At 64.6% G+C, this 20916-nt stretch carries 17 protein-coding genes and 1 tRNA gene; 8 read left to right on the top strand and 10 right to left on the bottom strand.

Translation table 11 applies throughout. The annotated features are described in order from the left end of the window. Window positions 1-12: 12 nt before the first annotated feature. The 6 genes from kasB to aceE form a co-directional block, all read right to left on the bottom strand. A complete protein-coding gene (gene kasB, locus MRAB57_RS20180; RefSeq protein ID WP_077088916.1) occupies window positions 13-1266 on the bottom strand; it encodes a 3-oxoacyl-ACP synthase KasB in 1254 nt (417 codons plus the stop codon). 27 nt (window positions 1267-1293) lie between these two features. Then, the gene (gene kasA, locus MRAB57_RS20185) at window positions 1294-2544 is read right to left on the bottom strand and encodes a 3-oxoacyl-ACP synthase KasA (RefSeq protein WP_077088917.1); all 1251 of its coding nucleotides are present in this window, start codon (window positions 2542-2544) and stop codon (window positions 1294-1296) included. Then, on the bottom strand, window positions 2541-2888 hold the full coding sequence (gene acpM / locus MRAB57_RS20190; RefSeq protein ID WP_077088918.1) for a meromycolate extension acyl carrier protein AcpM: 348 nt from the start codon (window positions 2886-2888) through the stop codon (window positions 2541-2543). Before acpM ends, kasA begins: the two co-directional genes overlap by 4 nt. Window positions 2889-2963: 75 nt before the next feature. Next, window positions 2964-3872 (bottom strand): ACP S-malonyltransferase, encoded by a 909-nt coding sequence (locus tag MRAB57_RS20195; RefSeq protein ID WP_077088919.1) that lies wholly within the window; start codon window positions 3870-3872, stop codon window positions 2964-2966. 140 nt (window positions 3873-4012) lie between these two features. Further along, window positions 4013-5335: a PucR family transcriptional regulator gene (locus tag MRAB57_RS20200; protein WP_077088920.1), complete on the bottom strand. Its 1323-nt coding sequence runs from the start codon at window positions 5333-5335 to the stop codon at window positions 4013-4015. An 87-nt stretch (window positions 5336-5422) separates the two neighbouring features. Then, window positions 5423-8212 (bottom strand): pyruvate dehydrogenase (acetyl-transferring), homodimeric type, encoded by a 2790-nt coding sequence (gene aceE, locus MRAB57_RS20205; RefSeq protein ID WP_077088921.1) that lies wholly within the window; start codon window positions 8210-8212, stop codon window positions 5423-5425. 171 nt (window positions 8213-8383) lie between these two features. On the opposite strand from aceE, the gene MRAB57_RS20210 reads away from it, so the two are divergent. From MRAB57_RS20210 to MRAB57_RS20235, 6 genes are all read left to right on the top strand, one after another. Beyond that, window positions 8384-8974, top strand: a complete 591-nt coding sequence (locus MRAB57_RS20210) for a hypothetical protein (protein WP_077088922.1) — start codon at window positions 8384-8386, stop codon at window positions 8972-8974. Between the two features lie 79 nt (window positions 8975-9053). Further along, complete coding sequence (locus tag MRAB57_RS20215) at window positions 9054-9479, top strand: DUF3052 domain-containing protein (protein ID WP_077088923.1); 426 nt, start codon at window positions 9054-9056, stop codon at window positions 9477-9479. Beyond that, entirely contained in the window at window positions 9479-9940 is a 462-nt protein-coding gene (locus MRAB57_RS20220; protein WP_077088924.1) for a peroxiredoxin, read from the top strand. The genes MRAB57_RS20215 and MRAB57_RS20220 overlap by 1 nt, the downstream gene beginning before the upstream one ends. A gap of 58 nt (window positions 9941-9998) precedes the next feature. After that, a tRNA-Val gene (locus MRAB57_RS20225) sits at window positions 9999-10073 on the top strand. A 280-nt stretch (window positions 10074-10353) separates the two neighbouring features. Further along, window positions 10354-10899 (top strand): MmpS family transport accessory protein, encoded by a 546-nt coding sequence (locus MRAB57_RS20230; RefSeq protein WP_077088925.1) that lies wholly within the window; start codon window positions 10354-10356, stop codon window positions 10897-10899. Then, window positions 10896-13826, top strand: coding sequence for an MMPL/RND family transporter (locus MRAB57_RS20235; RefSeq protein ID WP_077088926.1), 2931 nt, complete (start codon window positions 10896-10898; stop codon window positions 13824-13826). Before MRAB57_RS20230 ends, MRAB57_RS20235 begins: the two co-directional genes overlap by 4 nt. Before the next feature lie 6 nt (window positions 13827-13832). Here the strand turns inward: MRAB57_RS20235 and MRAB57_RS20240 are convergent, their stop codons facing one another. Further along, on the bottom strand, window positions 13833-14786 hold the full coding sequence (locus MRAB57_RS20240) for a LysR family transcriptional regulator (RefSeq protein ID WP_083743475.1): 954 nt from the start codon (window positions 14784-14786) through the stop codon (window positions 13833-13835). A 257-nt stretch (window positions 14787-15043) separates the two neighbouring features. Here MRAB57_RS20240 and MRAB57_RS20245 point away from each other — a divergent pair, with 257 nt between their 5' ends. Further along, window positions 15044-15964: an alpha/beta hydrolase gene (locus MRAB57_RS20245; RefSeq protein WP_077088927.1), complete on the top strand. Its 921-nt coding sequence runs from the start codon at window positions 15044-15046 to the stop codon at window positions 15962-15964. A gap of 530 nt (window positions 15965-16494) precedes the next feature. Continuing rightward, on the top strand, window positions 16495-17415 hold the full coding sequence (locus tag MRAB57_RS20250; protein ID WP_077088929.1) for a sigma-70 family RNA polymerase sigma factor: 921 nt from the start codon (window positions 16495-16497) through the stop codon (window positions 17413-17415). An 83-nt stretch (window positions 17416-17498) separates the two neighbouring features. Here the strand turns inward: MRAB57_RS20250 and MRAB57_RS20255 are convergent, their stop codons facing one another. The 3 genes from MRAB57_RS20255 to MRAB57_RS20265 are packed head-to-tail and all read right to left on the bottom strand — an operon-like array spanning window position 17499 to window position 20865. Continuing rightward, window positions 17499-18530, bottom strand: a complete 1032-nt coding sequence (locus tag MRAB57_RS20255; protein ID WP_083743476.1) for a methyltransferase — start codon at window positions 18528-18530, stop codon at window positions 17499-17501. Beyond that, window positions 18530-19243 (bottom strand): hemerythrin domain-containing protein, encoded by a 714-nt coding sequence (locus MRAB57_RS20260; RefSeq protein ID WP_083743477.1) that lies wholly within the window; start codon window positions 19241-19243, stop codon window positions 18530-18532. The genes MRAB57_RS20255 and MRAB57_RS20260 overlap by 1 nt, the downstream gene beginning before the upstream one ends. Window positions 19244-19263: 20 nt before the next feature. Further along, entirely contained in the window at window positions 19264-20865 is a 1602-nt protein-coding gene (locus MRAB57_RS20265; protein WP_077088932.1) for a GMC family oxidoreductase, read from the bottom strand. Between the last annotated feature and the right edge of the window lie 51 nt (window positions 20866-20916).

The raw sequence follows: 20916 nt of genomic DNA on the forward strand, positions 1-20916 counted from the left end.
CTACCGCCGGGTCTAATACCGCCCGAAGGCGATCGCCACATTGTGACCGCCGAAACCGAACGAGTTGTTGATGGCGTACTGGTAGTTACCAGGCCGTGGCTTACCTGCAACCACATCTAGATCGATCTCTGGATCGAGGTTCACCAAGTTCAGGGTCGGCGGGATCACCTGATCGCGCAACGCGAGCACGGTCAGGATCGATTCCAACGCGCCGACCGCACCGACCGAGTGGCCGAGCGCTGATTTCGGAGCGTAGACCGCGGGGTAGTGACCGCCCATGGCGTTATTGATGGCCCTGCCTTCGGCCACGTCACCGACCTGAGTGCCGGTGGCGTGAGCGTTGACGTGGCCGATATCGCCGGGGGTGAGACCTGCGAGCTCGATGGCACGTGAGATCGCATGCCCCGCACGGACTCCATTGGGGTCCGGTGCCACCATGTGGAAGCCGTCCGAGGTAATGCTGGCGCCCATGATCCGGGCGATGATGTTGGCGCCGCGGGCCTTGGCGTGCTCTTCGGTCTCGATGGTCATCAGGGCGGCGGCCTCGCCGAACACGAAGCCGTCGCGGTCCTTGTCGAACGGGCGGCACGCACCACCGGGATCGTCGTTGTTCGTCGACATCACGATGCGCATGTTGGCGAACCCGGCGATCGGCACCGCCTCGATCTTTGTTTCGACGCCGCCGCAGATCGCCATGTCGGCCTCGCCCAGCACGATCTGCTGCCAGGCGTGGGCGACGCCCTCGGCCCCGGACGCACAGGCCGATATCGGCGTGATCACTCCCGCCTTGGCTTGCCGCTCCAAGCCCACCGCCGCTGCCGCACCGTTGGGCATGTACTTCTGCACGGTGAGGGGCGAGATTGCCCGGAACCCCTTCGCGCGCATTTCGTCATAGTTCAAAACGAGCTCTTCGGCTGAGCCCAGGCCGGTGCCGATGGACACCATCAACCGGTTGGTGTCGACCTCGGGTGAGCCGGCGTTCTCCCACACCCGCCGGCCCATGATGGTGGACATCCGCTGCAGGTAGCCCGTCCGACGCAGCTCGACTCGCGTGAGGTGCTGGTCGAACTCCTCCAGCAAGTGCCCGCCGATGTGCACCGGCAGGTCGAACTCCTTCACAAACGGGTCATCGAGGGTTCGAATCCCAGTCTGGCCGTCGAGCAACAACTTCCAGGTGTTCTCGGCGTCGGTTGCCAGTGCGGTCGTCGCGGCAACGCCGGTAACGACCACGTTTGGGAATGCTTTACCGGTAACCAACTCTGTCATGCTTGTACGAACGTTCCTTCCGTGTTCTCAGTAGCGCCCGAAGGCGAGGGCCACGTTGTGGCCGCCGAACCCGAACGAGTTGTTGATTGCGTAACGGAAATCGCCGTAGCGAGGTTCGCCCGCGACAACATCGAGATTGATCTCGGGATCGGGTGTTTCGTAATTCAGCGTTGGCGGGATCACGCCGTCTCGCAGCGCGAGCACCGTGAGCGCCGATTCCAGCGACCCGACCGCACCAATGGAGTGGCCCAGTGCCGACTTTGGCGCGTAGACCGCGGCGTGCTCGCATCCGGCAACCCGGATCGCGTTGGCCTCGGCGGTGTCACCGATCGGTGTCGCCGTCCCGTGCGCGTTGATGTGGTCGACGTCCTTGGGGGACAAACCGGCCAGCTCCAGCGCGCGGGTCATTGCGCGGCCGGCGCGAACACCGTCGGCCGCGGGCGCGACCATGTGGAAGGCGTCCGAGGTGATACCGGCACCGAGCAGTCGGGCCAACGGCTTGGCGCCGCGGGCCTTGGCGTGCTCCTCGGTCTCGATGATCATCAGCGCCCCGGCCTCGCCGAAGACGAAGCCGTCGCGGTCCTTGTCGAACGGCCGCGACGCCCGCTCCGGTTCGTCGTTGCGCGTCGACATGGCCCGCATCATCGAGAACGCCGCGATGGGCAGAGCCTCGATGGGACCCTCGACACCGCCGGCGACGGCGACGTCGGCGTCACCCATGACGATCTGACGCCACGCGTGAGCGATGGCCTCCGAGCCCGACGAACAGGCCGACACCGGGGTGATGACCCCGGCGCGGGCCCCGAGCTGCAACCCGACGGTCGCCGCGGCGCCGTTGGGCATGATCATCTGAACGGCGAGCGGCGACACCTTGCGGGGGCCGCCCTCGTTCATCAGGTCGTAGCTCTCGACGATCCGCTCGGCGCCACCCAACCCGGTACCGACCACGACGCTGAAGCGGTCGGGGTCGAGTTCCGGGTTGCCGGCGTTGTCCCACAGCTGGGTGCTCAGGTACTTGGCGAGCCGCTGCACGTAGGACATGCGTCGCAGGTCGAGCCTGCTCATGTGATCGTCGATGGACTCCTTGAGGTGTCCGCCGATCTTGACGGCCAGATCCCACTTGGTGACGAATTCATCTTCGAGTACGCGGATGCCGCTTTCGCCGGCCAACAAGCCCTTCCACGTGCCCTCGATGTCCGGCGCGATCGATGTCGTCGCCGCGACGGCGGTTACCACAACGCTGGGGTAACCGCCATTAGCAGTGGAAGGCTTGGTCACTTGCTGTCCGCTTCCAGCCTTGCCTTGACGTTGGCCACGGCGTCGGGGTTCTCGGTCTCGAGCTTGGCGCGCAGCGCTGCGGCGGCTTCGGGGTCTTCTTCCTCGAGCTTCTGGATGTAGGAGACGACGTCGCCAACGGTGCGCAGACCGGCGAGGTCCTCGTCCGGGATCTTCACGCCGTACTTGTCCTCGGTCTGCACGGCGATCTCGACCATCGACAGCGAGTCGATGTCCAGGTCGTCGACGAACGACTTCTCCGGGGTGACCTCGGAGGGCTCGATACCGGTGACCTCTTCGATGATCTCGGCAATACCGGCGATGATTTCTTCTTGACTAACGGCCACAGCCTTTTCCCTTCGTAATGTGTTGTGTGCAAATCGAACTGATGTGCTTTTTGGTTGTCCTGAATGGAGCTGGCGTTAGATGTCGGCCAACTCGTCCAGGTCTGCGGGCGACTTGACGGCGCGCGTCGGAACCCCCCGAAGTTCTCGCTTGGCGATACCGGCGAGAGTGCCCGCGGGCGGGAACTCCACGATCGCCTTGACATCGTGCTCACGCAGCGTTGCGGTGCACAGGTCCCAGCGCACCGGCTGGGTGAGTTGAGCGACCAGGGCGTCCATCGCCGCGGCCGCCGAGGCTACCGCCTTGCCGTCGCGGTTGGACAGCAGTGTGGCGGTGGGCTCGGCGGTCGAGATCGCGGCCGCCGCGGCGGCGTAGCCGTCGAGGGCCGATGCCATGTACTTGGTGTGGAACGCTCCGGCCACGCCGAGGGCGCGCACCCTGGCCTTGGCCGGGGGGTCTTCGGCGAGCTTTTCCAGCGCGGTCAGCGCGCCGGCGGCGACGATCTGACCGGTGGCGTTGCGGTTCGCGGGGAACAGGTCGAGCTGCTCGAGGCGGCCCAGGACTTCGGCCTCGTCGCCGCCCAGCACCGCGGACATGCCGGTCGGCTCGGTGGCGCACGCCTTGGCCATCTCGGCGCCGCGGGTGGCGGCCAGCGCGACGGCGTCATCGGCCCCCAGCACACCGGCGATCGCGTAGGCCGCGATCTCGCCGACGGAGTGGCCGGCCACGACCAGTTCTTCACCCGCGAACAGGCGGCGCTTGGTCAACTCCTGGTGGGCCAGCAGTGTGGCCGCGACGACCAACGGCTGGGTGACGGCGGTGTCGGTGATCTCTTCCGTCGACGCGGTGGTGCCCAAGCGAACCAGGTCCAGGCCGCTAGCCTTCGACCACAGAGCCAGCTGATCTGCCGCACCGGGCAGTTCCAGCCACGGCGACAGCATCCCCTCGGTCTGCGAACCCTGTCCGGGCGCAAGCAATGCAATCACGTGTTTAAGAGAACACTGTGGAAACGGTTTTGGCGGGTGTAACAGATTATGAACCTCGTCTTAGGTTTTTGTGGAGAACCTACAAAACACCCCCGTAAGCTACGTCTTTGAGACCATCCCGCGATCTGTTGCCTGGATCACTATTGCGCTGATGAGGCGGCAGAAGCCCCTCTGACCGGCAACGGAACAGGCGGCGGGGCGTTGTTGACTCCACCAAACGCGTGCGTGGGGTAGTCGAGTTGGCCGACCGTGGCGGCCACTCGCAGGATGTAGGCGTCGCGCGGTTGGGTGGGATCTCTGCCGGTGAAGTCGGTGATGCGCTTGAGCCGATAACGCACCGTGTTTGGATGAACGAACAATTTGCGCGCGCAGGCCTCGATCGCGCCGCCGGAATCTAAGAAAGCGTCAAGGGTTTCAACAAGGGTCGGACCGGCTTCGGCCAGCGGCCCCATCACGTCGGTGTGTAAGGCGACGATCGCCGAGGCGTCGCCCATCAGCGCCCGCTCGGGCAACAGCTCTCGGGCCAGCACCGGTCGCGGCGCGCCGTGCCAGCCGGCGACGGCGTTCATCCCCGAAATCGCTTCGCTGGCACTGTGATACGCCGCGGTCAGCATCGGGGCGGTGGGCCCGATGACCACCGGGCCGTTGGAGAACGCGGCCAGCAGGTCGCCCAGAAACTTCTCCGTCGGCGACACCTGGCCGGACACGATCGCCACCAACCAGGTGCCGTGGACGTCGGTGAGCGCCGCGCGGCCGTGATGAGTGGCGATGTCGCGGACGTGCTGGCTGGCCCGTCCGCTTCCGTCCTGGCCGTTGCTGCCGTCGCCGGGCGCCGGGATCCCCACCAGGACCGTGGCCGGGGCGGTGGTGTCCCAGTTCAAGGCGGCCGCACGGGACAGCAGCTCAGGGCCGGTATCGCCACGAACCACCGCGTCGACGACGCTGGCCTCCATCCGGCTGTCCCAGGTGCCGCGGGCCTCGGCCGCGTCCGCGTACGCGCTGGCGTTGGCGAACGCCAGGTCGCGGCTGTACTTGAGGATGCCCACCGTGAGGGCGGTCAGCTGCTCCTCGGAGCGGGCCAGCAGCGGCACGACCTCCTCGAAGAAGTCCATCGTGACCCGCACCATGTCCACGGTGTGCCGCAACGAGATGTGTTGCCGCAGGTCCTGGGGCACCAGCTCGAACGCCTGCGCGGTGTAGATGACGTTGCTGTGCGGGTCCTGCATCCACTCGACGAAGTTCACCACCGCGGTCTGCACCACCAGCGCGACGCTGGCGCGCTGCGACGCCTCCAGGTCCGCGAAGAACGGCAGCCGCTCCTGCATGGCCGAGACGGCCTCGGTGGCCAGCCGGCCCGAGTACTGCTTCACCCGCCGCAGCACCGAATCGGGGACAACGTCCAGCATCTCGAGCGGTGACCTCGGGTGCTTGGCAAACGGCCCGGCGAAGGGGTTGTCATTCACCCCTAAAATCTACGCCCGTTTTCTAGCAGATTCCGCCAAGGCAAGGCCCGTTTGGGGCCACGGTCTTTGCCGGCCGCCCGCTTGGGCTCAGGCGACGCCGGGGTCCGACGTTTGCTTCGGGGCCGCCAGCACGTCGTCGATCTTGTACTGGCGGGCCGCCGCGACCGGCACCGACGGGTCGATCTCGCCGTCGCGGGCCAGCGCCTCGAGCACCGCCACCACCTGGGATTCGGCGTCGGTGTTGAAGAAGCGGCGCGCGGCGGGTCGGGTGTCGGAGAAGCCGAAGCCGTCGGTGCCCAGCGTGACGTAGGTGCCCGGCACCCACGGCCGGATCTGCTCGGGCACCGCGCGCATCCAGTCCGAGACGGCGACGACCGGCCCGCTGACGTCGGCCAGCGCCCTGGCCACGTATGGCGTGCCCGCGGGCTGGTCGGGGTGGCGCAGCTGCTCGCGCTGCGCCGCCACACCGTCGCGGTTGAGTTCGCCCCAGCTGGTCACCGACCACACGTCGGTGGCGACGTCCCACTCGGCGGCCAGCAGCTCGGCGGCCTTGAGCGCCGACGGCATCGCCACCCCGGAAGCCAGGATCTGCGCCTTGTTGGAGCGGCGCTCGGTGGCCGTGTGGTAGCGGTACATGCCCCGCAGCACGCCTTCGGGATCGAAGTTCTCCGGCTCCGGCGGCTGCACGTAGGGCTCGTTGTAGACGGTGATGTAGAAGTACACGTTCTCCGGGTCCTGCCCGAACATCCGGGCCAGCCCGCTCTCGACGATGTGGGCGATCTCGAAGGCGAACGCCGGGTCGTAGGCGACCACCGCCGGGTTGGTGGCGGCCAGCAGTAGCGAGTGCCCGTCGGCGTGCTGCAGGCCCTCACCGGTCAGGGTGGTGCGGCCCGCGGTGGCCCCCAGCACGAAGCCGCGCGCCATCTGGTCGGCCGCGGCCCACAGGCCGTCGCCGGTGCGCTGGAATCCGAACATCGAATAGAAGATGTAGATCGGGATCATCGGCTCGTTGTGCGTCGCGTAGGACGTGCCGACCGCGGTGAACGACGCCGTCGACCCCGCCTCGTTGATGCCCTCGTGCAGGATCTGGCCGATCTCACTTTCCTTGTACGCCAACATCAATTCGGCGTCCACGGCGGTGTAAAGCTGGCCATTGCGGTTGTAGATCTTCAGCGACGGGAACCACGAGTCCATGCCGAAGGTACGTGCCTCATCGGGAATGATCGGCACGATGCGCGGGCCAATCTCCTTGTCCCGCAACACTTCCTTGAAGGTGCGCACGATCGCCATGGTGGTGGCGACCTCCTGGGTGCCCGAACCCTTCTTCACCGGGGCGTAAATGTCGCGGTTGGGCAGCTTGAGGACCTTGGCCTTGGTCCGGCGCTCGGGCACGAAGCCCCCCAGCGCACGGCGGCGGTCCAGCATGTACCGGATCTCGGGAGCCTCCGCGCCGGGGTGGTAGTACGGCGGCAGGTAGGGATCCTCTTCCAGCTGGGCGTCGCTGATCGGAATCCGGATTGCGTCGCGAAAGTCCTTGAGATCTTGCAGCGCAAGCTTTTTCATCTGGTGCGTGGCGTTGCGGCCCTGGAAGTGCGCGCCCAGCGAATAGCCCTTGATGGTCTTGGCCAGGATCACGGTGGGCTGGCCCTTGTGGTCGACGGCGGCGCGGTAGGCGGCGTAGACCTTGCGGTAGTCGTGCCCTCCGCGCTTGAGGTTCCAGATCTCCGAATCGCTCATGTCCGCGACGAGCGCCTTGGTGCGCGGGTCGCGGCCGAAGAAGTGATCGCGCACGTAGGCGCCGTCGTTGGCCTTGTAGGTCTGGTAGTCGCCGTCGGGCGTGGTGTTCATCAAGTTCACCAACGCGCCGTCACGGTCGGCGTGCAGCAGCGCGTCCCACTCGCGACCCCACACCACCTTGATGACGTTCCAGCCGGCGCCCCGGAAGAACGACTCCAGCTCCTGGATGATCTTGCCGTTGCCGCGCACCGGGCCGTCCAGGCGCTGCAGGTTGCAGTTGATGACGAAGGTCAGGTTGTCCAACGCCTCGTTGGCGGCCACCTGGATCAGGCCGCGGCTTTCCGGCTCGTCCATCTCGCCGTCGCCGAGGAACGCCCACACGTGCTGATCGGCGGTGTCCTTGATGCCACGGTCGTGCAGGTAGTGGTTGAAGCGGGCCTGGTAGATGGCGTTCATCGGGCCGAGGCCCATCGACACCGTGGGGAACTCCCAGAAGTCGGGCATCAGCCGCGGGTGCGGATAGGATGGCAGGCCGCCGCCGGGGTGGCTGTGCTCCTGACGGAAGCCGTCCATCCGGTCCTCTGTCAGGCGGCCTTCCATGAAGGCGCGCGCGTAGATCCCGGGGGAGGCGTGACCCTGGATGAACACCTGGTCGCCGCCGCCGGGGTGCGTTTTGCCGCGGAAGAAGTGATTGAAGCCGACCTCGTAGAGCGCCGCCGACGAGGCGTACGTCGAAATATGGCCGCCGACACCGACTCCCGGGCGTTGGGCGCGGTGCACCATGATCGCGGCGTTCCATCGGATCCAGGCGCGGTAGCGACGCTCGACGTCCTCGTCGCCGGGGAACCACGGTTCGAGCTCGGTGGGGATGGTGTTGACGTAGTCGGTGGACGTCAGCGCCGGGATGGAGACGCGCTGTTCGCCGGCCCGTTCCAGCAACCGCAGCATCAGGTACCGGGCCCGCGACGGACCCGAGCGCTCCAGCAGTTCGTCGAAGGATTCCAGCCACTCCGAGGTCTCTTCGGGGTCGATGTCGGGCAGGTATGACGCCACACCTTCGCGGATGACCCGGACCCGGTCGGGTTCGCTTCCGCTGCTTGGGCTTTTGGCCAGATCGTGGCGTGCGAACTCGGTCGTCAACGCACTACTCCTGTTGTTGGCGGATTTTCTGCATGCGCGTTCGTCACTATCGTGCCGTACCGCCGCCTGGAGCGGGTAGCCGCGGCCCGTTCGCTGACGAACGTTCACCCGCGGTGGCATCGGCCATGCGTTCCGGGCCCTAGGACGCGTGACCCGGTAACGTCAGGACCTGTGCCAACCGGATGGCCTGCTGGCCCGCGTGCGAGCGTCGGGAACTTCCCGAGGCGAGGTGTGCTGGCGGTCGGCTGCGTCGCGGCGGCGCTGCTGGGCATCGTGGGGTGCACGACCGTCACGAGTGGGACGGCCGGCCCCGACACGAAGGCGGCCCCGGCCTACCGGCAATCGGTGTCCGCGTCGGTGTCTGCCTCGGTGGCGACGTCCAGCGTGCGTGAATCCCAGCGCCAGCAATCGCTGACGACGAAGGCTGTGCACAGCTCGTGCGACTCCTTGGCGACTACCAGCAAGGAGGCGATCGACAAGGTGAACGTCTTCGTCGGGGCGTTCAACGCCGGCCGCAACACCGGCCCGACCGAGGGCCCGGCCGTCGACGCGCTGAACAACAGCGCCTCGACGGTGAGCAACAGCTTCAATGACGCGCTGTCGTCGCAGCTGAAGGACGCGTTCAACGCGTACGTCGACGCGGCGCACGACGTGGCAAACGCGATCGGCACTCACGCGCCGACGGGGGAATTCAACCGGCGGGTCGATCGCCTCAACAAGACCAAGACCGCGGCGCTGAAGCTCTGCCTGGCATCCTTTTGAGGCGGAGTATGGCTCGGCGCCTGGTTGTGCGACGATATTCCCCAATCGCACGTCCGGCACGGTAGAAGGAGGCCCCACGGTGGTCGCGGCGGATGACGCCTCGGACTTCGCTCGCAAGCTGGGCGTGCAACGAGACCAAGTTGTCCAGGAGTGGGGCTGGGACGAGGACGTCGACGACAACATCCGCGCCGCCGTTGAGGACGCCTGTGGCGGCGAGTTGCTCGACGAAGACACCGACGAGGTCGTCGATGTGGCCCTGCTGTGGTGGCGCGAGGGCGACGGCGATCTGGTCGACACCCTGATGGACGCGATCAGCCCGCTGGCCGAGGACGGCGTGATCTGGGTGCTGACTCCGAAGACCGGTAAGCCCGGGCACGTGCTGCCCGCCGAGATCGCCGAGGCGGCGCCCACCGCGGGTCTGATGCCGACCTCGTCGGTCAACCTCGCCGACTGGAGCGCCAGCCGCCTGGTACAGCCGAAGTCGCGCGGCGCCGGGAAGCGTTGATGCTGCCGGTCGGAACCCCGGCCCCGGACTTCACTCTTCGTGATCAAAACCAGCAGCCCGTCACCCTGAGCGGCTTTCACGGGGCCAAGAACGTGCTGTTGGTGTTCTTCCCGCTGGCGTTCACCGGAATCTGTCAGGGTGAGCTGGACCGGTTGCGCGATCACCTGCCGGAGTTCGAGAACGACGACAGCGCGGCGCTGGCCATCTCGGTGGGCCCGCCGCCGACCCACAAGATCTGGTCCGTCGAAAGCGGCTTCACCTTTCCCGTGCTGTCGGATTTCTGGCCGCACGGCGAGGTAAGCCAGGCGTACGGGGTGTTCAACGAGAAGGCCGGCTATTCGAATCGCGGCACGTTTGTCATCGACCGGGCCGGGATCATCCAATTCGCGGAGATGAAAGAGCCGGGGGAGGCGCGCGATCAGGGATTGTGGACCGACGCGCTGGCCGCTTTGCGGGCCTGAAAATTTTGGGTGCTACGGCCTGCGCCAGGTAACCTGCTGCGGGTCCGTTCGGTTTCAGGGGCGCGTAGCTCAGTGGTAGAGCTCTGGTTTTACACACCAGCGGTCGGCGGTTCGATACCGTCCGCGCCCACCAATGTTTACGCAGGCAAGCGCCGTATGGCGCCGAGTATCAACGCTTCGCCACCGCGGAAAGTATTCGGCTGCGCGTGACCGTAGCCGAAACAAGAACTCTGGCTACGAGCTCGAAAGATGAACGCGCAGTGGATACTGTCTTTGCTCCGGGGAGTGTCGGAGTTCGCGGATGGCGCAGATGGGGATGTGAAGGCCGTACCATCTCGGTTTAGGTTAGAAGGGCTAAGGTTACCTCTAACCCAATTTGTTGAGCAGCCTTCGCCCCTGATTAGGAAAGCGCCATGACCACCACCGAGCCACGGAGAGAGTCGCTAGATCCCAAGGCTCCCCCAAGCACCGAGGAAAAACTCGGCAGACAGCCCGCCCGGAAGAAGGGGCTGTTCGCCAGATACTGGCTGGTGGTCACGATCGTCGCCGTGGTCGCGCTATCCGGGTTCCTCGTGTACCGGCTGCACGGTGTCTTCGGCGTCCACAAAGGTTCGTTCGGTGGTGGCACGTCGGGCGAGGTTCTCGACGAGTTCAACGCCAAGACGATCACGCTCGAGGTCTGGGGCTCACCGGGCAGCACGGCAACCATCAACTACCTTGACGAGAACTCCCATCCGCAGCAGGCCCTCAACGTCCCCTTGCCCTGGAGCACAGTGTTGAAGTCAACGAAACCCGGAATCCCGGCAAACCTGGTAGCGCAAGGAGACGGGAGTTGGATCGCCTGCCACTTCGTCGTGGACAACCACGACGGGCGCGGTGAGACGATCAAGGGTGCTAACCAGTCGCCCGCGAACGAAAACGTCAATGCCTTCGTCTACTGCCTGGACAAGTCCGCATGAGCGAGACCACCGAGGCTCCGCCGCGCGTCGATCAGCCACTGATCCCACCGTTCCTGCCGCGGATGATCCATCGGCTGGCGCTGCCGATCGTCTTGATCTGGCTGGGCATCGTCTTCGTCACCAACACCATTTCTCCGCAGCTCGAGGTCGTCTCCAAGAAGCAATCGGTGTCGCAGAGCCCTACCGACGCGGTGTCCTTCCAGTCGATGATGCGCGTCGGATCGACGTTCAAGGAGTTCAATTCCGACAGCTCGGCGATGATCCTTCTGGAAGGCGACAAGCCGCTGGGGGCGGAGGCCCACCGCTACTACGACGAGATCGTCAAGCGACTCGAGCAGGATAAGAAGCACGTCCAGCACGTCCAGGATTTCTGGAGTGATCCGCTGACCGCCGCGGGCTCCCAGAGCCACGATCAAAAGGCCGCGTACGTCCAGGTCTACCTCGCCGGCAACATGGGCAGCGCCGAGTCCAGCGAATCCACGGATGCCGTCCGCAAGATCGTCGAATCGGTGCCCGCGCCGCCGGGGATCAAGGCCTACGTCACCGGGGCGGGTCCGCTGTTTGCCGATCAGTCCCACGCGGGTCAGAAAGGCGTCCTGCTGGTCACTCTCGTCACGTTCGCGGTGATCATCGTGATGCTGCTGTTCGTCTACCGGTCGGTGATCACCATGATGATCATGCTGGGCATGGTCTTCGTCGAGTTGCTCGCGGCCCGCGGTGTCGTCGCGACGCTCGGAAATTACGGCATCATGGGGCTTTCGACGTTCGCCAATAACATGCTCGTGCTGATGGCGATCGCCGCCGGAACCGACTACGCGATCTTTGTGGTCGGTCGTTACCACGAGGCCCGCGGTCTGGGCGAGACGCGGGAACAAGCCTTCTACACGATGTACCACAGCACGGCCCACGTCGTGCTGGGGTCGGGGCTGACCATTGCCGGCGCGATGTATTGCCTGAGCTTCTGCCGGTTGCCCTATTTTGAGACACTCGGCATACCCTGCGCCGTCGGTATGCTCGTCGCGGTCCTCGCCGCCTTGACTCTGGCACCGGCGATCCTGACCGTGGCATCGTTCTTCAAACTGCTGGACCCGAAGCGATCGTTGCAGACCCGGGGCTGGCGACGCATCGGCACCGCCATCGTCCGTTGGCCCCTACCGGTTTTCGCGGTGACCATCGCCGCCGCCTTAGTCGGCCTGCTCACTCTGCCCGGCTACAAGACGGACTACGACACCCGCCACTTCCTGCCGCAAGACACCCCGGCCAATGTCGGCTATGCGGCCGCCGATCGGCACTTCGACCAGGCTCGGCTGAATCCCGAGCTGTTGATGATCGAGACGGATCATGACCTGCGTAACCCGGCCGACTTCATCGTCCTGGACAAGGTCGCCAAGGCGATCTTCCGCATCCCCGGTATCGGCCGAGTCCAGACGATCACCCGGCCGTTGGGCACGCCGCTCGACCACAGCACCCTCGGTTTTCAGATGGGCGCACAAGCCGCCGGCCGGCTCCAGACGCAGCACTACCAAGAAGAGCAGGCGAACAACCTGCTGAACCAGGCGGCCGAGCTGCGCAAGACGATCGGGGTTCTGCATGAGCAGATGCAGACCACCCAGGATCTGAGCAACACCACGCACGAAACCACCAAGCTCACCAAGGAAACGGTGCATATCACCGAGTCGTTGCGCGACCAGATCGCCAACTTTGACGACTTCCTCCGGCCGATCCGAAGCTACTTCTACTGGGAGAAGCACTGTTTCGACATCCCGGTCTGCTGGGCGATCCGGTCGATCTTCAACGCGCTCGACGGCATCGACCAGATTGCTGAGAACATCGTGAACCTCAGCGCGAATCTGGACAAGCTGGATCAGATCCAGCCGAAGCTGGTGGCCCTGATACCGCCGCAGATCGAGAGCCAGCAGCACAACCTCGACACCATCATGTCGAACTATGCGACCACAACGGGGCTCAACGACCAGGCGAAGGCGCAGGCCGACAACGCCACCGCGCAGGGTGATGCCTTCGATAAAGCGAAGAACGACGACACGTTCTACCTTCCGCCGGAGGCGTTCAAGAGCCCGGATTTCGCGCGGGGTCTCAAACAGTTCATCTCGCCGGACGGGCACGCTGTCAGGTTGATCATCTCCCACGAGGGCGACCCGGCGACTCCTGAGGGCATTAGCCACATCGAGCCGATCAAGCAGGCCGTGCACGAGGCGATCAAGGGCACGCCCTGGGAGGGCGCCCACGTCTACCTCGGCGGCACCGCCGCGACGTACAAGGACATGCACGACGGCTCCAACGTCGACCTGTTGATCGCCGGAATTGCCGCGGCCACACTGATTTTCGTCATCATGTTGGTGATCACCCGAAGCGTCGTGGCGGCCTTCGTGATCGTCGGTACGGTGTTGCTGTCGCTGGGCGCCTCGTTCGGACTCTCCGTGCTGCTATGGCAGTACATCCTGGGGATCAAGTTGCACTGGATGGTGCTGGCGATGGCGGTCATCCTGCTGCTGGCGGTCGGCTCGGACTACAACCTGCTGCTGATATCGCGGTTCAAGGAGGAAATCCACGCCGGGCTCAAGACGGGCACGATCCGCGCGATGGCTGGTTCGGGCTCGGTGGTGACCGCTGCCGGCCTGGTGTTCGCCGCCACGATGGCCACGTTCATGTTCAGCCCGCTGCGGGTGATGGCCCAGGTGGGTACGACGATCGCGCTGGGTCTGTTGTTCGACACCTTGATCGTGCGGTCGTTCATGACCCCGTCGCTTGCCACCATGCTTGGGCGCTGGTTCTGGTGGCCGCAGCACGTGCGTCCACGGCCGGCCAGCACCATGCTGCGGCCCTACGGACCGCGCAAGGCCGTGCGCGAGTTGATCCTCAACGACGTTGACGAAAGTCCACCGGGCGGACTGGTCACCAAGCGCTAAGCGGCTTCACCGGCCGGGTGCGGCGAGTTGGCCGGGTTCGGCCCCGTCGCCCGAAACGCCAATCCCGCGTCGGGCGGTGAGGTGTGCCGCGGCGAGTTTGCTAAATGCCGCCACCAGACGGCTGCGGTCCCCGGCGCGGCTCGCCAAGACCATATGGCCGGGCTCGACGCCTTCCAGGGGGACGGTGGTGATGTCGGGTCGCAAGCGCTTGTGAAAACCGGTCGTGATGGCAACCGCCCGCCCGGCTGCGACGAGTTCTAACCCGTCGTCGAGGGTTTCGAAGAGTGGACCTTCTGGCGCCCTGCTCCCGTCGGGCCGGGGATCGATGCGCCAGAAGTCATTCCAGGCCGGGTCGCAGTCTCGAAATTTCGGGATTGGTTCGTCGGCGATGTCGTCGAGAGTGACCGATTGCCTGCCGGCGAGCCGGTGGTCGATCGGTAGGAGCACCACCCGGGGCTCGTCGTAGAGGATCGTGACGCGCAGCTGGTCGGTGGAAAAAGGCAGTGCGCAAACCACCGCGTCCACCCGGTGGTCGAGCAGTGCATCGCGCGGCTGGTTCCACTCCAGGTGCTGGGTGTGTACGTCCGCGTCGGGGTGCTCGCGACGCAACGCGCGCACGACCGGGGTGATGATCATGCCTGTTGTGTAGCCGATGGTGATACGGCCGGGCTGGGCGGCGTCCCTGGCTTGTGCCGTGGCCTGGGCGGCCAAGCGCAGCAGCGCCTTTGCCCGCGGCAGGAACACCTCGCCGGCCTCCGTGAGCCGGGTACTTTGCGGCGTGCGGTCAAACAGGCGGACGCCTATTTGCTGCTCTAGACGGCGAATCTGCCGGCTCAGCGATGGCTGCGCGACGCGCAGCGCGGCCGCGGCGCGGCCGAAGTGCCGGTGTTCGGCCACTGCGGCGAAGTATCCGACCAGTCGCAGGTCGAGATCCACCACCCGCGATACCGAATCAGTCATGAGCTCACTGTAACCCCGAGACGGGGGTGTGCCTAGTGCGCAGCCATGATGCGTAATTTGCATCTCGTCATACGAATCAGGACTTGGACATGCGACGCGATGCGGCATTGACTCGATGACATGAGCAGGAAGCGAAACACTCTCCGACTGCTCGACCGCATTGCAGCACTCACCGGAACTGACAACTGAGATTTCCTCTGGCGCAGCCATATTCGACCCTGACCACTACAACCGACGCAGAACCGAAAGGTAGCCCTATGACAAGCATCGAATCTACAGAGTTCGTGAAATTCTGCTCCGCCGTGCGCGAGCGCCTATCGGATCCCCATCTCGACCTCGCCACCATTCGGGACATCGTCGAGACGGTGCACACTGCGGCGAAAGAACCCGAAGGCGTCACATACGCGGAAGTGGATGCCGGCGGGGTCGAAGCCCTCTGGTGTGTTCCCACCGATTGCGAGCCCCGCGCCGTTCTGCTGCATAACCACATGGGTGGCAGCGTCGTCGCGTCGATGCACTCCGACCGGAAGCCCGCCGCGCACATCGCCAAGGCCGCCGGCATGCGGTCGCTGGTGATCAACTACCGGCGTTCGCCGGAGCACAAGTTTCCTGCGCAGACCGAAGACGTTGAGAGGGCCTACGATTGGCTGCTTGGCCAGGGCTACCAACCGGAGAACATCGCCGTCGTCGGGCACTCCTTCGGCGGCACGCTCGCTGTCAACCTGGCCCTGTCGCTGCGCGACAGGGGGGCCGCACTACCTGGCGCGATTCTGTCCATCTCGCCCTGGTGCGACCTGACGCTCTCATGCAAGTCCATCGATACCCATGCCGATGTAGACATGGTGCTGACGCGCGCGATGCTGGAACTCTTCCGGTCATGCTGGCTCGATGGAACGGGTGTGCATTGGAGCGATCCGCGGGTGAACCTGCTTAGGGCCGACCTACGCGGCCTTCCCCCGATCGCAGTCTTCTACGGCACTGACGAGTTACTCGCGGATGAGGCGGTGCAGTTCGCGCTGCGAGCAAGAGCGGCTGGCAACAATCAATATCTGCAGTCCGTTCAGCACGGTCAACACTCGTTCATCATGGGCGCCGGCCGCGTGCCCGAGGTCGGTGACGCCATCGCGGAAATGGGGAAGTGGCTGCGTCGGAAACTTCTACTGAGGGCGGCTCCCTGATCGAGGGATGTAACGAACGAACGTTCGCAATCCATTGCCGCTCAATAGAAAAGAACGAACTACACACCCTGTCGCACGAAGGGACTGCATTGACATGACAAAGCATAAAGACGTCGACGGCGAGGACTGCGACATGCTCGTCATCGGAGGCCTCTTTGGCGGAAACGTGGCAGCGGTGGAGCTGACGGAAAAGGGAGATAGGTTACGCATCTCGGCGGTGTGGCGGAAACGGCCCACTAAGGACTCCGCCGAAACAGCCTGGGATATCAAGCGATCCGTATGCCCACGTCGGGGGCTCGCGGGCATACGGCGCATTTATTCGCTGGTGAACGTCATGGCCCACGCCGGAGTCGGTATCGGCTCACGTGTTCTCCTGCGGATGCGGAATTCTCGGCCGCCAACCAACGGCGCCCGTACGGCGTCCACGGACTCCGAACCCGCCGTGTCCGTCCTGCCGACCACGTTCCCGAGTAACACCACGGCGACGATTTACCCGATCGCACAGCACGCGCGGCGGAGTTGATGAGGACGTGCGCACCGTCGAACGCGGCAACGAGAATGACGCTGAGCTTGCGATCAGCTTCGAGCGCGAGGCTCTCCCACTGCTCGACCCGCTCTACCGGGGTGCGCTAGCGCTAACCGGGGATCGACTAGCTGCAGAGGATCTCCTGGAAGAGGCGATGATGAACGCCCACAGGCAATTCGGCTCGCTTCCTGACGGCACCAACCTAAGGGCCTCGTTGTATCGGCTCATGACCAACGCCTACGTCGGCAGTCTTCGCGCTCAACACCGTCGGCTGTCCGAAGGACGCAACGACACGACGAACGATTGGCACCCGGCTAGGGCCCGAGAGCGCGCATCGACACGGTTGAGCTCGGCGGAGGTGGAGGCGCTCAAGGCGTTGCCGGCCGCAGTGTTCACAGAAGCCCTGCAGGCGTTGCGACAAGACACTCGCATGGTGGTGTACTACGCCGACATCGAGGGCTTCTCGTACGCGGAGATCGCCCACATCACCAACCGCTCAGTCAGCGCCGTGATGTCACTGCTGTACCGCGGCCGCGATCACTTGCGGCACGTGCTGCTCGCTTCTTGCCGCGAGCAGGAGGCGTGCGAGTTTGCGGAGGATACGTCGAACAACGTGGCTCGGGTGCGACGCCGGAAGTCGAAACGCGCGATGCTCCAACGATTATCCGAGGATGGCACCTGCGCAGGTCAACTTGACTGGTTCGATCGTGAGATCGTTCGCTACGTACTGCTTTGGGGGCCGCACGGCGGTGGGCGGGACGAGGATGTCTATCCCGCCTTCGGCATGACGGTCGAGCAGTTGGTCGACAGATTCCACCGGATCATCGCCACATTCGCGCCTCGTTTGGATCGCCTCGCCAAGTCCGATCGCGAGCTCCTGGACAAGGCCCGTCGGCTTCCAAGCATTTTCGGGCAAGCGCGGTAGCTGACATCCGGCGACCTGATCGGCCGAGAGTCCGAAGCGCCGTTGCACGCACCGCCCGAAGCACCACCGACGGCGTTACCGAGTCATGTAGCACATGCTTCAATCACGCTGTGCCCGAGCGGCTTGGGGTGGGTTTCGGTGCGCTGCAGACCAGCGGCCCGCAGTAAGGCATCGAACTCGTCCAAGGTGCGTTCCCGGCCGTCTGGGCATGCGACCAGCATGTTGAGATCCATCAACGCCACAAAACCCGGTGTCTGCGGGTCGCCCATGATCATCTCGATAATGACGATACGGCCGCCGGGTTCCATCGCCTCGCGGCAGCGCTGGAGAATGGTGACACAGTGTTCGTCATCCCAATCATGCAAGATCATTTTCAGTAGATAGAGGTCGCCGGCTGGAACGGACGCAAAGAAGTCACCACCCACGAAGTCGGTGCGGGAACCGAAGTCGCTCACCGCTATTGGAGGCGCGATCTCCCTGATGACATTGGGCCTGTCGAATATCACTCCGCGCAGCCGGGGGTTGCGCTCCTGTAGTAGTCGCAACAGGCTGCCGCTTGCGCCGCCGACGTCGATTGCGCAACCAACATTGGTGGTGTCAATGAGGTCGGCCGCGTCGCCCGCCCAAAGCGTCGTCAGGGCGGCCATCATCTCGGAGAACTGGCGCCCTTCCTCGGGATTTCCTTCGAGGTAGTTGAACAGGTCTGTCCCCAACGCGCTGTTCGCCGGCAGCATGGTCGACTGAATTGCCTCCGGCAGTAGACGCCACGACAGCGTGATCCAGGGAGCCGTCATACCCACGACCACTGGATAAAGTGATCGCTGTGAGTCCTTGCGCATCGTGTCGAGTAGTGGCGTGGTCTCGAAATGCTCATCGCCATCCGACTTCAGCACTCCGATAGCCACTCCCGCTCGCAAGAGACGAAAGGTGCGATCGGTCACGCCGCCCGTGCGAGCCGCCAGTTCCGCGGCGGTCAGGGGTCCATCGGCGAGGTGGTCGGCCACGGAGAGCGTGGCCAACGAGCGCAGGATATGACTGCTCCAATAGCCGAACAAAATGTCGAGCAGCATTGCGTGGGCGTCTGCATCCGAGTGCAGCGATTCCGCTTGTGTCATTAGCTATCTCCTTGAGTCGCCGGGTTAGCGTCCGTAGTTGGCTGTGGGTTTGGATAGGCCGTGACCGTGGGCGGCGTCGAGGTGCCATAGACCCGCCGAGCGTGGCGCTTGAAGGTGCGCGGAGCGACGATCGGCATCAGGAGTCGCGCCGGCATGGGCACGTTGGAAAGTGTTCGCCGCATCACCGCGGGATCACCCTCATACATCAGCATGCCAAAGGCCAAGGGCAAGAGTCGCTTCTGGAAAGTGTCCATCCCGTGCTGACCCATCTGTGCCCACTCCGCGGCGGTGACGTGCCGCGCGGCAAGGGGAAGCACGGCCTGCTCTTCGAGCGCAGTGTGTTCTGTCAGGACCTGTACAAGATCATCGAGCACCGTTGCGAGCCGTTCTCCATCGCGGCCGAATCTGCACCAGTCACCGAGCCGATGGACTGCTTCGTTGTGCGCGGCCGCGATAGCGTCATGTTGTTCCCCCATGATGAGTACGATCTCGGTCGCCTCGACCGCGGCTCGTTCGAGAAGCAGCGGCCAGAGAACCAGGTCTTCGCCTTCGTGATGCGTGTGCAGAAGCTGGCACAGGAGCTGTGCGTGCGCACCGATGAGAGCCCTACGCTTCGCATCGTCTTGATCCGCGCCGCGGATCAAGACGGGCAGCAAGCTGAACTCGCGGCGCAACATTGTGTGGACGAGGCACATCTCCTCGACGTCAGCCATCGGTACCTGCGGTGGAGTTGTCATCGGTTGGCCCGCACTAGATCTGCGCCCTTTTCACCGATCATGATGGTGGTCGCGTTGGTGTTGCCGCCGATGATGGACGGCATCACGGAGGCGTCCATCACCCGAAGGTTGTCGACTCCGCGCACCCGCAGTTCTGGGTCGACGACGGAATCTTCGTCCACGCCCATCGCACAGGTCCCGACCGGGTGGTATTGGGTCTGTGACCAACGCCGGATGTGTTCGGTGAGCGCGGCGTCGTCGGGTGCGCTGTCGGGCAGTCGCAGCGCACCGAGGTTGGCCTTGAGCGGTTGATGGTCGGCTATTTCCAGTACCGCGCGCAGGCCTTGTTTGACGACTTCGAGGTCGGAGGGCTCGCTGAAGTAGCCGGCGTCGATGCGGGGTGCGCTGAGCGGGTCGTTGCAGCGCAACGTGAGTCGACCTCGGCTGCGCGGATGCGTAGCCGACACCAACATGGTGAAGTTCTCCAGCGGCATCTCGAAGCGGCGATGATACACGAAGGATATTGGGCCACAGGTTAGTTGAATATCAGGAACGTCGCTGCCGTTGGTGCACAGGAATCCGCCGACATCGCCACCGATGGAGCAGAAGGGGCCACCGCCGCGCCGCTGCCAGCGGGCCATGTTCTCCGGGGTGGCCAGTTGCAGTAGATCGGTCGAGTCTTTCGTCGACCAGACGATGGGCGTCATGGTGTGATCGTTGAGGTTGGCTCCGACACCGGGCAGGTTGACCTTGACCGCGATGTCGTGTGCGCGCAACTGCTCGGCAGGCCCGATGCCCGACAGCATCAGCAGCTGCGGGGAATTGATCGCTCCTGCGCTAAGGATCACTTCGGCATCGGCGCGCGCGCTGGTCTCGACGCCGCTATGCAGATAGGCCACCCCGCATGCGCGCTGATCATCGAACAGGATCTCCGTCGCCGGCGAATTGGCCCGCACGGTCAGGTTGGGCCGATGGTGCACGGGTTTCAGATACGCGTCGGCAGTCGTCCATCGCCAACCCTCGTGGCAGGTCACTTGGTATGCGCCCGCGCCGAATTGGTTCGTCCCGTTGAAGTCGTCGTTGATCGGCAGACCCCACTCGACGGCCGAGCCGATCCAGCTCTGCGAGAGCTCGTGGGCAAACAGCTTGTCCTCGACGTGCAGCGGGCCTTCTTTGCCGTGAAATGGCGCTTCGAGTCGGCTATTGCTCTCGGCCTTGATGAAATACGGCAGTACCGTCTCGTAATCCCAACCGCTACAGCCCTTCTCGCTCCAGCCGTCGAAGTCGGTGCGGTGACCGCGAATGTAGATCATAGCGTTGATCGCGGACGAACCGCCCAGTGTCTTTCCCCGGGGGTACAGGTCTGACCCGGCGTAATGCGGTTGGGGTTCAAGGCGATAATCCCAATCGACTTCCGAACCGAACAACCCGGTCCAGAGCACGGGCACCCGGATGGAGGTCAGGGTATCGGGCGGGCCGGCCTCGAGCAACAACACTCGGACCGACGGATCGGCGGAGAGCCGATTGGCCAACACGCAACCCGCGCTACCGGCGCCGACGATGACGTAATCGAACGTGTCCCGCGATGAAGAAACGTTCTTGCCTTGGTACCCGCTCATTTCGGCCCTCCCTCTCTCGTCGCTAGCTGTGCCTTCGAGTCTTTGGGAGTC

Origin of the sequence: Mycobacterium rhizamassiliense (assembly GCF_900157375.1) — a bacterium.
Taxonomy (GTDB): domain Bacteria; phylum Actinomycetota; class Actinomycetes; order Mycobacteriales; family Mycobacteriaceae; genus Mycobacterium; species Mycobacterium rhizamassiliense.